The 13,597-nt window shown below is 39.6% G+C and carries 18 protein-coding genes; 16 read left to right on the top strand and 2 right to left on the bottom strand.

Features of this window, described 5'->3' with window-relative positions; translation table 11 throughout:
- On the bottom strand, positions 1–183 hold a 183-nt coding region (locus CQA63_RS09565), incomplete at its 3' end, for a hypothetical protein (protein ID WP_147288773.1).
- A gap of 222 nt (positions 184–405) precedes the next feature.
- Between CQA63_RS09565 and truB the strand changes: the two genes are divergently transcribed.
- From truB to CQA63_RS09935, 16 genes are all read left to right on the top strand, one after another.
- Complete coding sequence (gene truB, locus CQA63_RS08850) at positions 406–1,251, top strand: tRNA pseudouridine(55) synthase TruB (RefSeq protein WP_104699975.1); 846 nt, start codon at positions 406–408, stop codon at positions 1,249–1,251.
- Positions 1,232–1,468: a carbon storage regulator gene (locus CQA63_RS08845; protein ID WP_104699976.1), complete on the top strand. Its 237-nt coding sequence runs from the start codon at positions 1,232–1,234 to the stop codon at positions 1,466–1,468. The genes truB and CQA63_RS08845 overlap by 20 nt, the downstream gene beginning before the upstream one ends.
- Positions 1,469–1,476: 8 nt before the next feature.
- On the top strand, positions 1,477–2,262 hold the full coding sequence (locus tag CQA63_RS08840; RefSeq protein WP_104699977.1) for a 4-(cytidine 5'-diphospho)-2-C-methyl-D-erythritol kinase: 786 nt from the start codon (positions 1,477–1,479) through the stop codon (positions 2,260–2,262).
- 1 nt (position 2,263) lies between these two features.
- Positions 2,264–2,731, top strand: coding sequence for an SsrA-binding protein SmpB (smpB, locus tag CQA63_RS08835; protein WP_104699978.1), 468 nt, complete (start codon positions 2,264–2,266; stop codon positions 2,729–2,731).
- An 8-nt stretch (positions 2,732–2,739) separates the two neighbouring features.
- Entirely contained in the window at positions 2,740–3,186 is a 447-nt protein-coding gene (gene exbB / locus CQA63_RS08830) for a TonB-system energizer ExbB (protein ID WP_104699979.1), read from the top strand.
- Positions 3,183–3,560: a biopolymer transporter ExbD gene (locus tag CQA63_RS08825; protein WP_104699980.1), complete on the top strand. Its 378-nt coding sequence runs from the start codon at positions 3,183–3,185 to the stop codon at positions 3,558–3,560. The genes exbB and CQA63_RS08825 overlap by 4 nt, the downstream gene beginning before the upstream one ends.
- A 34-nt stretch (positions 3,561–3,594) precedes the next feature.
- Positions 3,595–5,517: a hypothetical protein gene (locus tag CQA63_RS08820; protein ID WP_104699981.1), complete on the top strand. Its 1,923-nt coding sequence runs from the start codon at positions 3,595–3,597 to the stop codon at positions 5,515–5,517.
- Between the two features lie 9 nt (positions 5,518–5,526).
- Positions 5,527–6,243 carry an OmpA/MotB family protein gene (locus CQA63_RS08815; RefSeq protein WP_104699982.1) on the top strand — a complete coding sequence of 239 codons (717 nt, stop codon included), beginning with the start codon at positions 5,527–5,529 and terminating at the stop codon, positions 6,241–6,243.
- A 64-nt stretch (positions 6,244–6,307) separates the two neighbouring features.
- Complete coding sequence (rpmH, locus tag CQA63_RS08810) at positions 6,308–6,442, top strand: 50S ribosomal protein L34 (protein ID WP_104699983.1); 135 nt, start codon at positions 6,308–6,310, stop codon at positions 6,440–6,442.
- 11 nt (positions 6,443–6,453) lie between these two features.
- Entirely contained in the window at positions 6,454–6,888 is a 435-nt protein-coding gene (rnpA, locus tag CQA63_RS08805; RefSeq protein ID WP_104699984.1) for a ribonuclease P protein component, read from the top strand.
- Positions 6,876–7,244 (top strand): membrane protein insertion efficiency factor YidD, encoded by a 369-nt coding sequence (yidD, locus tag CQA63_RS08800; protein ID WP_104699985.1) that lies wholly within the window; start codon positions 6,876–6,878, stop codon positions 7,242–7,244. The genes rnpA and yidD overlap by 13 nt, the downstream gene beginning before the upstream one ends.
- Positions 7,245–7,254: 10 nt before the next feature.
- Positions 7,255–9,033 (top strand): membrane protein insertase YidC, encoded by a 1,779-nt coding sequence (gene yidC / locus CQA63_RS08795; protein ID WP_104699986.1) that lies wholly within the window; start codon positions 7,255–7,257, stop codon positions 9,031–9,033.
- On the top strand, positions 9,030–9,821 hold the full coding sequence (locus tag CQA63_RS08790) for a Jag N-terminal domain-containing protein (RefSeq protein ID WP_104699987.1): 792 nt from the start codon (positions 9,030–9,032) through the stop codon (positions 9,819–9,821). The genes yidC and CQA63_RS08790 overlap by 4 nt, the downstream gene beginning before the upstream one ends.
- A complete protein-coding gene (gene mnmE, locus CQA63_RS08785; RefSeq protein WP_104699988.1) occupies positions 9,784–11,184 on the top strand; it encodes a tRNA uridine-5-carboxymethylaminomethyl(34) synthesis GTPase MnmE in 1,401 nt (466 codons plus the stop codon). The genes CQA63_RS08790 and mnmE overlap by 38 nt, the downstream gene beginning before the upstream one ends.
- The gene (locus CQA63_RS08780; RefSeq protein ID WP_104699989.1) at positions 11,184–12,068 is read left to right on the top strand and encodes a pyridoxal-phosphate dependent enzyme; all 885 of its coding nucleotides are present in this window, start codon (positions 11,184–11,186) and stop codon (positions 12,066–12,068) included. Before mnmE ends, CQA63_RS08780 begins: the two co-directional genes overlap by 1 nt.
- Before the next feature lie 214 nt (positions 12,069–12,282).
- Positions 12,283–12,447: a hypothetical protein gene (locus tag CQA63_RS09935; protein WP_158655473.1), complete on the top strand. Its 165-nt coding sequence runs from the start codon at positions 12,283–12,285 to the stop codon at positions 12,445–12,447.
- A 304-nt stretch (positions 12,448–12,751) separates the two neighbouring features.
- Here the strand turns inward: CQA63_RS09935 and CQA63_RS08775 are convergent.
- Positions 12,752–13,597: adenine nucleotide alpha hydrolase family protein (locus CQA63_RS08775; RefSeq protein ID WP_244916290.1), on the bottom strand; the 846-nt coding region annotated here is incomplete at its 5' end.

The following is a 13,597-nucleotide window of genomic DNA, read 5'->3' as shown; positions in this document are numbered from 1 at the left end:
CGCTCCCTCCCCCTTATATATCCCCCGCCCCGACGACGCTTTAAGAGGTGGCACTTCGTGCGATTTAATTTTATCGCAGTGAGAGCGTGTCTCACTGCTAAAAGACGTTTGGGATTCATTGTCATTCTGAGCTTTCGCAAGAAAACGAAGAATCCCAATCCTATTGTCATTCTGAGCCCTCATTAGAGGGCGAAGAATCTCTGTGGGCGACTAGTGACTCGTTTAGAGATTCTTCGCTTCGCTATAGACATGACAAACTAACTGCCTTTCTAGTGACTCGTTTAGAGAGTCTTTAGCGGATAAGAGAGATTCTTCGGGTCGCTTTGCTCCCCTCAGAATGACAAGAGGGGCGGATTGTCTAGCGATTCTAAAGAGACATGTTACAATTATTAAAAAGGATTATATTTGCATACTTCATTACTCATAGCAGCGTATAAACCTGCATTTATAAGCTCAAATGCCTATCTCACAAGGCTTAAAAGGCATTTTAAGCTATCAAAAGCAGGATTTTTAGGTACATTAGATCCATTTGCAAGAGGCACACTTGTGGTGGGCTTTGGGAGTTATACGCGGCTTTTTGCGCATCTGCAAAAAACCCCAAAAATATATAGGGCTACTTTGTGGCTTGGAGCGCATTCAAAAAGCCTAGATATTGAGCATATCACCTCTATAGATATGCCACCAGCCTATTTTGTAGCAGATATAGAGCAAGTTTTAGAATCCTTAAGGGGTAAAATCACCTATACCCCGCCTGCTTTTAGTGCGAAGCATATTGATGGCAAGAGGGCATATATGTTAGCACGTTTGGGGGAGGAATTTAGCCTTCCAAAGGTAGAAATGTGTATTTATGATATAAAGCTTTTAATGTATGCTCACCCATTTTTAAGCTTTGAAGTGAGTGTGAGCGAGGGGGCTTATGTGCGAAGTATTGGGGAGATGATAGCCCAGAGATTAGGCACTTTAGGCGCGCTATCAAGTTTAGAGCGTATCAGTGAGGGGGCGATGAGTGTAAAAGCAAGTGAGGGTATTAAGATATTAAATCCTTTAGATTATCTCCCTTATGGCAGGCTTGAAAATATGGATAAACATAGAGATGATATAGCAAATGGCAAAAAGATTGTGCTAAAAAATACCCAAAAAGGAAAATATATAGTGTGTTTTGAGGAATTTTTCTCTATAATTGAAGTTTTTGGTGATGGCAGTATAGAATATATTGTAAATAGGATAGGGCATGTTGATACTCTCACGTAAGCAAGATGATAGCGTAATGATAGGTGATGATATAGAGATTAAGATTATCTCTATTGACAAAGGAAGCGTGCGTTTGGGCTTTTGCGCACCGGAATCTTGTATTATCTTACGCGGTGAGCTTAAAGAAGCTATTGCAAGTGCGAATAAACAAGCCTCACAAACCACAGATAAGCAAACTCTCACGCATATTCACTCCCTTATTAAAGCAAAGCAATAGAGGCAAGAGTGAGCTATATTATCTATCCAAAGCTAAATATTTTTTTGAAAATCATCGGGCATGATGGGAGCTATCATCAGCTTTGCTCGCGTTTTGTGCTAGCTAAAGGCGCACTTTATGATGAAATGGAGTTAAGCAAAAGCCAATCTTTTACCCTTAAGGGGGATTTTGGCTGCGATATGGAGGAAAATCTTATATTCAAGGCAAAATGTGCCCTCAAAGCATATCTTTTAGCCCACGCAAAGGAGGCAGAACGTTTAGAATCGCTTGGGGTTGAAGTGCAAAAGTCTATCCCCAAAGGTGCTGGATTAGGCGGGGGGAGTGCGAATGCGGGGGTATTTCTTCGAGCTGTAAATGAGTTTTTAGCCCTTGGATTAAAAGAGAACGAGCTTTTAGCAATCGCCCGAGATATAGGCGCTGATGTGAGCTTTTTTGCAAGTGGAGAGAGCAGTGCCAATGTAAGCGGGAGAGGAGAGCAAATCGAGCCATTTATAGAATCTCCGCTTTTTTATGAGATTTATACCCCACCAATATTTTGTGATAGCACAAAGGTATATCAACGCTATGGGACTTTGATAAAAGAGCGATGTATAAACTATAGTAATCCCCCACAAGAGTGGCTTAGCTCCCAAAGTGCCCACCTGCTATCTCTAGGCATTCCAAAAGAGGAGATGAATGATTTATTTTCTCCTGCTATTGCGCTCTATCCAGCGTTAAAAGACATTGCTAGCGAGCTTGGGAGTGAATGGTATTTTAGCGGGAGCGGGAGTAGCTTTTTTAGGTTAAGGGCATAAAATGCAGCATAAAATCATTGCGAAAAATAAAAAAGCCTATTTTGATTATGAGATTTTAGAGACTTTAGAAGCGGGGATTGTGCTTGTAGGGAGTGAGGTAAAAAGCATTCGCGCGGGGAGAGTGAATCTGAAAGATAGTTTTGTGAAAATCATTAAAGGCGAAGCCTTTTTGTTGAATGCCCATATTTCATTTTTAGAGCATACTTATGCGTATTTTAAGCCAAATGAACGTGCCCCTCGCAAACTTCTCTTGCATAAAAAAGAGATAGATAAGCTCTTTGGCAAGCTAAGCCAGCAGTCTCTAAGTATAGTTCCATTAAACATTTATTGCAATGCAAGAAATAAAATCAAGCTATCTATCGCACTTGTGCAAGGCAAAAAGCTCTATGATAAGCGTCAAAGTATAAAGAAAAAAATGCTAGAGCGTGAAGCAAGGGCAAATATGAAAGATTATGGTAAAAAGCTCTAGGAGGAATGATGAAAGAAGTGCTAGATTATAGTGTGCTTGGGTTTTTGCTATTTTTGAGCATTGTGGTCTTGGGGGTGGCAATGGAACGTTTATGGGTGTATTCTAAGATAAATGTAAAAGACTTTGAAGATAAAAGAATCTTAGAGCTTTGCTTGCACAAACGTCTTACACTTATTGCGACTATCGCTTCTAATGCGCCATACATTGGCTTATTGGGGACGGTTTTTGGGATTATGGTAACTTTTGTAGAGATGAGTTCAAATACCCTTATAGATACTCAAAGCATTATGAGCGGGCTTGCTCTTGCGCTTAAAGCCACTGCAGCAGGGCTTTTGGTAGCTATACCTTCTATTGTGTTTTATAATTTTTTATTACGTAAAGCAGAGGTGATACTCACACTTTGGGATATTGCCCATACGCCTTTATCTAAAAGCCCAACAAGGTATGATGTGTGAAAAAGATAGATTCCCTTAATCTTATTCCTTTTATTGATGTTATGCTGGTGTTGTTGGTGATTATTCTTACCAGTGCCTCATTTGTTATGCGCTCTCAAATTCAAGTTGATGTCCCGCGCCTTGAAGAAACAGAGGGGAGTAATCAACAAAAGCAATCTCATCGTATTACCATTGATAAAGAGGGGCATTTTTATCTTGATGATAAGCCGCTCTCTTTAGGGGAGTTAAAAGCACAAGTGAGTTCTTTTGATAAAGATAGCCAGATTATCATTACAAGCGATAGGCAGAGTGATTTGGAGTTTTTCCTTGAGGTAACTACTATCTTGCGTGATATGGGTATCCATGATGTGTATGTTACTACGGAGAAAAAATAATTCTGCCACAATAATTTGACTTTAAGGAGGAGAAATGCAGGAAGTGAATTGGCTCATTAATATATGCTTTACTCTTATTATGTTGTGGTTATTTGTGTGGGATTTTAAGACATTTGGCGAGCCCACGCATAAAGACTTTAAAGCCATTATTATGAGCACAGGTGTGCTTGGGACATTTGTGGGGGTTTTTGTAGGGCTTATGGGGTTTGATACCCTTGCGTTACAAGATTCTGTACCTTTGCTCTTAGAGGGGTTAAAAACTGCCTTTTATACATCTATTTTGGGTATGGGATTAGCCATCGTGCTATCAATCATTCAAAGAGCAAAGGGTGTGAAAAGTGCGCAAGATATGAATATAGACTATCTTTTATTACAAGCAAAGAATTTAAACTATCTCAAAGGTATAGAAGCACTTAATCATAAAGTCCTTAATCTCCCTAGTGCAGCAGATATAAAAAGCGCAAATAATGCCACAAACAAGCTCTTAGAAGAGGGTTTGTATAAGATTGATAATTCATTACAGCTAGCCATTAAGCAGCTTGCTTTGGGTGCTTCTAAGGAGCTTATTGGGGCTTTGGAGCTAGTTATTAGAGATTTTAATCAAAATTTGCAAGATCAATTTGGTGAGAATTTTAAAGAGCTAAATAATGCGGTGGGGAGGCTTTTAACGTGGCAGGAGAACTATAAGCAAAGTATTGAAGACACACAAGGACTATTGATACAAACGCAAAAGACATTAAGTGAGAGTGCCACTGCTATGGAGCGCACACAAGCGACTTTAGAATCTACCATAGCAGAGAAGAGAAGCGCTATGGAGTTTTATAATAAAACGTTAATGCTTATAGAGGATATGCAGCTTAAGGGCGATGTGCTTGAAGCAAAGCTAAATGAAGTCGCTACGCTTGGTGAGCACGCACAAGAGTGTTTGGGCAATATGGATAGGTTTTTTACACAAGCGAGCCAATCTCTTAACTCACTCCAAGAGGAGGGAAGTAAGCAAGTGCATACCCTAAAGGATAATATGGATTTATATTTGAAGCATTTAGATAGCCATATAGGGGAGAATATCCAGTCGTTTAAAGCATTTCTTAGCCAAAGCTCCACTATGGCACAAGATAATATCAACACACTTTTTGATACCTATATGTCAAATTTTAATGCCCAATGCAATCAATTTGCGCAGCTAGGTAGTGCGTTCTTTGAGCAAATTGCCAATAATGCCAGCACGCATTTAACGCATTTAAGCACACTTTTAGAGGAAAATATCACACAAAATAGAGAATCTAGCACAGAAAATGCCGCAGAATTTGCACGCTTAAGGGAGCATATAGCTAAAAACCATACAGCTATTGTGCAGAGTTTAGAATCTAGCCTTTCTTATCTTAGCTCGCATAATGAAGTGATTATGCAAGATATGACAAAAGATATGAAAAGCCTGCAAGAGCATTACTTTAGCCTTATACATACCAATATGGATAGTGTGTTGCAAAAAGAGCAAGATATGCTTAAAAGCCGCCTAGAGACCTTAAGCGAGCTAGCCCTAAAGAGTGATGGCTTTGCTAAAAGTCAATATGAGCATATAAGCGGCTTTCTCAAAAAGCTTGGCAGTGAGTATTTAAAGATTATGCAAAAGCTTACTAAAGATTCTATAGGTATTCCTAAAGAGATGAGTCAAGAAGTTATAAAGGATTTTGGGGATTTGCAGCATAATCTCATCTCACATTTGGGGAATTTAAATACACAGATTCAGCACAATAGTATGCAGTTAATTGAGCTTTATCGCAATGTGCGCAATATTATTAATGAAAATGTAGAGGGTAATAAATCCTTGCAAAAAGAGATTAAGAGCACATTTGAAACACTTGATACCCAAATGAGTGCGAATATGGAGAATTTTAGGGAAAATTATGAGTGGTTTTTACGCCGTGTGCGTGAAATGATAGGTTCTAGGCAATAAGGGCAGGCTATGAAATATAATCAATGGATTAGCATTTCTGATATGATGGCAGGCATTATGATGATTTTTTTGCTCATTATGGTGTCTTTTATGCTTATTACCCAGCAAACTCAAGAAGATTTAAAGATTCAAAATCAAAAACTTTTAGAGATTAATGAATCAATGAGTAGCATTGCTAGGAATTATTCTGACTTGCGCCAAGAGCTTTATGAGGCGTTATTAAAAGAATTTAGCAAGGATTTAAAAAATTGGGATGCACATATTGATGAGGATAATACTATTCGCTTTAATGAGCCTGCTACGCTTTTTGACACAGGAGATAAGAAAGTTAAAAAACGTTTCAAGGATATTTTAGATGATTTTTTTCCGCGATATGTGAAGATTCTCTCTTTAGAGAAGTTTGTAGATAATATTGAGGAAATTCGTATTGAAGGGCACACTTCACAAAGCTGGTTTTCAGCCAATACGCTTGAGGAACGTTATCTTGGGAATGCAGAGCTCTCACAGGCTAGGGCATTAGAAGTGTTGAAATATTGCTTTAACTTGCAGAGTATCAACCCTCATAAAGATTGGCTTATTAAGGTGTTTCGCGCAAATGGATTATCCTTTGCCAAACCGCTTGAAGATGAGGAGAAGTCAAGACGTGTGGAGTTTAGGGTAATTACAAAGGCAAATAAAGATTTACTCAAGATTCTAGAAATTAGCAAGGATTTTGCCATAAAATAACCTATCTTTAAGCAACACAAGGGCATAATCTGCGGCTTTAAATCTCATTGTGAAGGCTAAAAGCATGAAAAGAACTTATCAACCTCATAATACCCCAAGGAAGCGCACTCATGGGTTCCGTGTGAGAATGCAGACAAAAAACGGGCGCCGTGTTATTAACGCAAGAAGAGCGAAAGGTCGCAAAAGACTTTCTGTATAGGCATTATTTGAATGAAGTTAGATTCTCTGAAAACAAAGGTAGAATTTGACTTTATTTATAAAAACGCCAAGCGGTTTTTTCATAAGCATTTTTTGCTTTATGCGCTGAAGATACCGCATTATAAACCCCCTCATATTAAAGATAAGCAAACCCTCCAACTCATTCAATCTCGCCAAGCCTTAGTCTATTTGGGGCTAAGTGTTTCGCGTAAAATTGGCAAGGCAAATAAACGCAATTTGCTCAAAAGACGCATTCGGGCTATTGTGTATGAAAATAGGCAAATGTATAAGGGATTTATATTTGTTATTGTCGCAAGAGAGGGTATTGCTTCTGTAGAGTTTTTGCGATTAAAGCAAGATTTGCTCTTTGCGTTTTCTAAGGTGCAAGATATGTTTCTCCACACTTCAAGGCAAAATCATAAGAAAGACACAAAATGCAGCAGATAATATCTTATGTATGTATTGGGGCTATTAAATGCTACCAGAAGTATCTCTCTCCACTAACCCGCGGGGCTTGTCGCTATTATCCTAGCTGTTCGCAATATGCCTTATGGTTGTTTTATTTTGATAAGCCTCTTTTTGCCTTTATTAAGTCTTGCCTGCGTCTTTTACGTTGTAACCAACTTTTTGCAGGGGGCATTGCTTACCCTAAGGTGAGGCTTTGCCTCCGTCATATTACATTCACGCCCAAAAAGGTAGAATATTGGCTTATCCCTACTACAAATAGAAGTTTTTTAGATATAATGCCTCCATTTGACAAAGCTTACAACCTGCAAGTTTATATCATTAAGTCATTTTTCTAAAGGTAATGTTATGTATCGTCCAAATGAACAAGATAGCGGTATGTCGCTTTCACGTGTGCTTATTGCAGTGGGTTTATCTATTGCATTTTTTGCACTCTATGCCTACTTTTTCCCACAAACTCCTAAGGCACCAAAAGCGCAGGCTTCCACTCAAATAAACAATGCAGATTCTACACACACACCACTTTCTCCCTCTACCTCTCACACCTCACCGCAAAGCAAGCAAGAGCCTAAGGTTGATGATAGCTATAGAGATAGCACGCAATCCCTTAAAAAGCGCATTATCGCCCGCATTCAATCAGATAATTTTGAGATTGAAATTGACGCGCTAGGGCGAGTGAAGCAGGTTTATTTAAAGGATAAGAAATTCACACATAATGAGCAAAAGAGCCTTTTTAGTATCATAGGTGAAGCTTTGGGTATGAAATCTCCACATAAAGAGCCATTGCAAAAGCTCCCTTTATTTGGGGATTCTCCATTGCATACTATGGAAGTGCGTTTTAGCGATAATGCTTTAAATAAAAAGGCGTTTGATACCCCTTATAGTGCAAGTGCTACAGATTTGTTTATGCAAGATTCCCCTCTTAGCCTTACCCTTACACAGAATCTTGGGGAAGTAGTGCTAAAAAAACATCTCACTTTCTATCCCAATCTTTCATATAAAGTGCGTATAGAAATTAATAATCCCTCCATAGAGTATTTTGTGAGTAATGGTATGCGCCCAAGTGCAGATACCGATACGTATGCCTTTAGAGGCGTGCTTACTCGCAGCAGTATTGATGGTGTTTTGACAAAAATTGAAGATGGCGATGCAAGCAGTGATTATCTTGCTAAGAAGGCTAGTGATGTGGCTCATTCAAGCTTTGTGGCGAGTGTGGATAGGTATTATGCAAGCTTGTTTTTTAGCGATGATTCACAAGGTTTATATGTGGTTTTAAGCGGAGATAATGCACATAATCCTATGCCATTTGTGCGTTTTGAGGGGAATGCAAGCTTTTCTGGCTATATAGGACCTAAATTTTATAAAGAATTACAAAGTATTGAAGATAGCCTTACAGATGTCGTGGAGTATGGACGTATTACCTTTTTTGCTAAACCACTTTTTGTGCTTTTAGAGTATTTTTATGGATTATGTGGGAATTGGGGTTGGGCAATTGTGCTTTTAACGCTTGTAGTGCGTATTGTGCTTTATCCTCTCACGTATAGGGGTATGGTTTCTATGCAGAAGCTTAAAGACCTAGCCCCGAAAATGAAAGAGCTTCAAGCGCGTTATAAAGATGACCCACAAAAGCTTCAAATGCATATGATGGATTTATATAAAAAGCATGGGGCGAATCCTATCGGGGGTTGTTTGCCTTTATTGTTGCAAATTCCTGTGTTTTTCGCCATTTATCGTGTGCTTCATAATGCTGTTGAACTAAAGAGTTCGGCGTGGATTTTGTGGATTGATGACTTATCTGCCATTGACCCATATTTTGTGCTCCCTGTGCTTATGGGCTTAAGTATGTATGTTTCTCAAAAACTCACGCCATCAAACTTTACAGACCCTATGCAGGAAAAAATATTTAAAATGTTGCCTTTGATTTTTGCTCTATTTTTTATTATTTTTCCTTTCCCTGCGGGGCTTGTTTTGTATTGGACGGTTAATAATGTCTTCTCTATCATTCAGCAAGTGCTTTTAAATAGAGTTATGCAAAAACGCAAAGAAAAGGAGATTAGCAAACATCATGAGATAAATCACCCACACACTTATAAGGAAAGAGAGAAAGAAAAAAAGGGGGGGAAATGAAAAAAATTATAGCAAAAAGCTTGGAGGCAGCTCTTATTGAGGCTTCAACAGAGCTTGGTTGTTCCGTAGCGGATTTAGAATATGAAGTGGTGCAAAATCCTAGTAATGGTTTTTTGGGCTTAGGAAAGAAGGAGGCAATTATTATTGTTGATACAAAGCTTCTCTCTAAACCCAATGAGACAGCACGCAAGCAAATAAAAGAGCCAAAAGTAAAAAAAGAGTTAAAAGAAGAATTTTCAGATTCTATCAAGGAAAAGGAAGCCCATATAGAAGAGCCACAAGCAGAGATATGGGGAGAGCAAAATACACAAGTGCGAGATATAGAGCAAGATATGGCAAATGTAAAACGTATCCGCGATGAAATAGAATCGCTTTTTTCTCTCCTGCCCTTTGATATTAATAAATTTGAAGTGCGCTTAGAAGATGATAATGTGCTTTATGTGTATATTGATGGACGTGATTGTGCGCTCCTTATTGGTGAGCGGGGTTATCGCTATAAGGCACTCTCGTATTTACTCTTTAATTGGATTAATCCAAAATATGGCTATACATTGAAACTAGAGATTGCAGAATTTTTAAAAAACCAAGAAGAAATGATTGATTTGTATTTGAGAGATGTTGTCCGCCTTGTTGAGCTTAATGGCAAGGCACAAACAAAAGTGCTCGATGGGGTTTTGGTGTATATTGCGCTAAATAAATTACGCGAGATATTCCCCGATAAATATGTCTCCGTGCGACAAAATGAGGCTGATGAGAAATATATCATCATCAACGATTTTAGACGATAGCACGATAGTGGCTATTGCCACTCCCTTAGGGGTGGGGGCGATTAGCATCGTGCGCTTAAGCGGGAGGGAGGCTTATGGCATTGCCCTAAAGCTTACACATAGAGAAAATCTTAAAGCCAGATATGCACATTTATGTTCTATTTATGATAAAGATAATACCCCCATTGATGAAGCTATTATTTTATATTTTCCTGCTCCACATAGCTATACGACTCAAGATGTTTGCGAAGTGCAATGCCATGGTGGGGTTATTGGTGCGAAGGCGATTATGCAGCTCTGCTTGTGCTATGGTGCGCGAATCGCCCAAGCAGGAGAATTTGCTAAACGTGCCTTTTTAGGCGGGAGAATGGATTTAGCTCAGATTCAAGCTGTGAGCGGACTTATTCACTCACAGAGTCTAGAGGCAAATAAAATACTTATGCGCCAGCTTAAGGGCGAGGTGAGCGTTTTTATAGGGCAAATGCGTGAGGCTATGATAGAGCTTCTTGCTTTTAGTGAGGTGAATATTGATTACTCCGAAGAGGTAGAAGAAGACTATAAAGAGGCTATGAGTACGCGTTTAGAGCAACTAAGGGGTAAATTGCAGGAGGTGTATGAAATCTCGCTTGCTAGATCTGATTTTATCAATGGCTATACATTGAGTATCATAGGTAAGCCTAATGTAGGCAAAAGCTCTTTGCTTAATGCGTTTTTGATGTATGAGCGAGCCATTGTGAGTGATATAGAGGGCACTACGAGGGATACCATTGAAGAAAGCCTCCATATTAATGGCGCCTTGGTGCGCATAGTCGATACTGCGGGCATTCGCCAAAGCGATGATGAAATCGAGCGTATTGGTATCAATAAAACTAAAGAGGCATTAGAGCGAAGTAATATCATCTTAGCCCTTTTTGATGCCTCATCTCCCCTTGATAGTAAAGATAAAGAAGTGCTAGAAATGCTAAAGGGCTATAGTGAAAAGCATATATTATTCATTGCTAATAAGGCAGATTTGCCCCCAATGTATGATGAGCAGGTGTTAAAACACCATCTTTGCTCCTATCCTAAAGCCATTCTTCCCTATGTATTAAAGCTAAGTGTGCAAACACAAGGTGTGCAAAAGATTATAGAATCTTTAAAAGCACTCCTTAGTAGCCAAGCCGGAAATGGGCAGATTATCCTTAGCTCCGCTCATGCACTCTCCTGCCTTAAAAATGCCCTAGATTCCCTATCTCAAGCTCATTTAGTACTGCATAATGGCGAGTTGGAGCTCTTTTCATACTGCATAAGAGACGCTATAGAATCTTTAAATGACATCACACATCCATATGAAGATAGGGAATTACTTGATAGGCTTTTTAGCACATTTTGCTTAGGCAAGTAATGCTTGATTTCTCCCGCTCGATTATAGAATCTAAGCAACTTTTCTCCCGCCATTTTTATATCAAGCGCGATGATTTAATTCACCCATATTGCAATGGCAATAAAGCGCGCAAATTTGCTTCCTTGCTTAAAAAGTCTCCTTATAGCACTTGGATAAGCTATGGGGGGAATCAAAGCAATGCGATGTTTGCCCTCTCATATCTTGCACATATTCAGGGGGTGGTGTTTAAATATGTTATGCCATCTTTTAGCCAAACCCCTAGTGGTAACCTTGCTTATGCTTTAAAATGGGGTATGCAAGCATATACTTTACCTCAAGGCACTTCGATTCAATCTTTAGCCCTTTATGCGAAAAGCCTCCTTACTCCCCAAGCCCTTTTGATCCCACAAGGGGGCACATACGAGCTTAGCCTCCCGGGTATGCACTCCCTTGCAGATGAGCTTAGCTCAAGCATAGGAGGAAATCCTGTAGTTTTTTATACAAGTGGGAGTGGGGTAGGGGTTATCACTTTGCAAAAGGCTCTTAGAGCCCTTTTCCCCAAGGCGACATTGGTGGCTATTAATTGTGCGGGGAGTGAAGCGGAGCTTAGGGATAAGGCTAGGGCTTATGGAGTAGGGCAAATGGAGATTCTCTCCTCCCCCTTTGCTTTTGCCAAGCCCAAAAGCGTGATATGGGAGATGAGGGCATATCTTAAGCAATTTCATTTAAGGTGTGATTTAGTGTATGATAGCCCTGCTTTTTGTGTGATTTATGAGCATTTAAATGATTTTAGAGGCAAGGAATTAGTCTTTATCCACTCTGGCGGACTAACGGGAGATATATCACAGCAGAAGCGATATAGCCCTGCTTTAAGGCAAATAAAGACTACTTTTGATTCTATTTGATTTGATGTCTTGGTTTGTGTGAAATCAATTCACACATACCGCCTAAAGCCCTGCGGGGGGCACTATTTTTGACTTTTTACCTTTTTTGGGTGGTTTTGGTTTTTCACCTGTGTGGTAAGGTGGTAAGTTTGTCATTCTGAGCCTGTGAAACAGGCGAAGAATCTCTCTTATCCGCTAAAGACTCCTTAACAGAAACACTAGAAAGGCAGTTACTTTGTCATGTCTTGCGGGCTTTATGCCCGAAGAATCTCTTTTACATTTACTAGAAAATCCGTTAGCTTGTCATTCTGAGGGAGCACGAAGTGCGACCGAAGAATCTCTGCAAGAATCACTAGTCGCTAAAAGAGATTCTTCGGTCATTACCACTCCCTCAGAATGACAAGGTGGTAGAGTCTCTAGTAAAAACCCACGTGAATTCTTCGGCTTCGCCAAAGACATGGCAAGAGAGATAGAGTTGCTGGTGATTCCCACAGAGGTTCTTCGCCTGCTATGCAGGCTAAGATATGACAAACTTGGCTGCCCTTATAGACTTAACCCTTTTGCAAGGGATTAGGTTGTCATTTTGAAACCTCCTAAGAGGGTGAAGAATTGCTACAAGAGCCACTAGTGACTTAAACAGAAATTTTCACAAAAAAGGCTTTATCCCCTTATCACTCCCCTTAACGCTCATTGTGCTTAAAAAGCTATACAATGGTTTTTATCCGTCTCCACACCCCATTTGCATCTTTTTTGACAATTTGGGTATTGGCATGTTTATCTACGATACTATCAAATTGCTTTTGGCTTATCTGCATTGTTTGGCAAATGTCATGCTTTGCCAATGGGTCAAGTATATGATCTAGCTCATTAATGTAAATTAACGCTTGCTCCCGCGTGATAGCCCCTTCCCTGCAAAGTCTTGTCGCCATATCCGTTGTACGTTGTGCGCCAAATTTTACAAACTTACACCAATACTGCACCATGTAGCCAATGCTATCAATTTGCGCAAAATGCTCCACTGCACCTTGTCTATACCATTCGTGGAAATCCTCTAAATCCTTAAAACCCACGCTCCTTGCCTCATGCATTGAATCTAAATACCCATATGGATAAATTGCACCCATAAAGATAAAGTTCATATCTTTTGTGCTTTGTTTGTGCAATATCTCAAGTTCTCTGCTACTGCCATACTCAAAGGCAGCATCCTCTCCATAAAATACATCTCTCACTCCAAAAGCCCTAGCCATTTTGACCACCTCACTCTCAAAGCTCCCTAGCCTTAGCTCTGCTAGCATATAGGGGTTAAGGTGCTTTTCAAAGCATTCTCTCATCTCTTTTTTGCATGTTTGTGGCTTGTAGCGATAGATTATATGATCCACATCAAAAAAGCTTGAAATATTATTGAGATTATGTGCTCCTGCTTGTGTGCGAGTAGATTCATCATAAGTAGTGATAAGCAAGGGGTTTTTGACTTGATGATTTTGCATAAGTCGCTTGACTATCATATGGGAATCTTTCCCCCCGCTTACCCCCACTACGCAATCATATTC

This window comes from Helicobacter marmotae (genome assembly GCF_003364255.1).
GTDB lineage: Bacteria > Campylobacterota > Campylobacteria > Campylobacterales > Helicobacteraceae > Helicobacter_C > Helicobacter_C marmotae.
Note: the sequence above shows the minus strand (reverse complement) of the source record. Positions and strands in the feature narration are given on the sequence as shown.